Annotated in this window: 1 protein-coding gene; it reads right to left on the bottom strand. The window is 41.4% G+C overall.

The window, feature by feature from the left end; all coding sequences use genetic code 11:
• The coding region (locus H4J62_RS20810) for an Ig-like domain-containing protein (RefSeq protein WP_182218797.1) at positions 1 to 529 on the bottom strand (529 nt) is incomplete at both ends.

The raw sequence follows: 529 nt of genomic DNA, 5'->3' as shown, positions 1-529 counted from the left end.
GTGTCACCAGCACCATCGGTAACTGTATATGTAATAACAGGAACAGCACCGTTGAAATTATCATTAGGTGTGAAGGTATAACTACCATCGGTATTTAAAGTTAACTCACCTTCAGTGAGAATAACGGTATCACCTGCATTATACGTATTCCCACCAACCGTAAAGCTCGTTACCGTGAGTGGACCATCGGCTGTTTCAGCATTATCAAGGATATTACCTGTTGCGGTTGTATCTTCTGCGACAGTGACATTCTCATTATAATCGCTCAGATCAGAAACTGGTGTCACTGAAATTGTTAGCGTAGAACTTTCGGTATCACCAGCACCATCTGTGACAGTATATGTAATAACGGGTACAGCACCATTAAAGTTATCATTCGGTATAAAAGTATAACTACCATCTGCATTTAAAGTGAGTTCGCCTTCAGCAAGACTTACCGTGTCACCTGCATTGTACGTATTACCATCAACAGTAAAGCTGGTGACAGTTAGTGGACCGTCTGCTGTTTCTGCATTGTCTAAAACATTGC

It is taken from the genome of Colwellia sp. BRX8-5 (assembly GCF_014077325.1).
GTDB lineage: Bacteria > Pseudomonadota > Gammaproteobacteria > Enterobacterales > Alteromonadaceae > Colwellia_A.
This window is presented reverse-complemented; position numbering and strand designations above follow the sequence as displayed.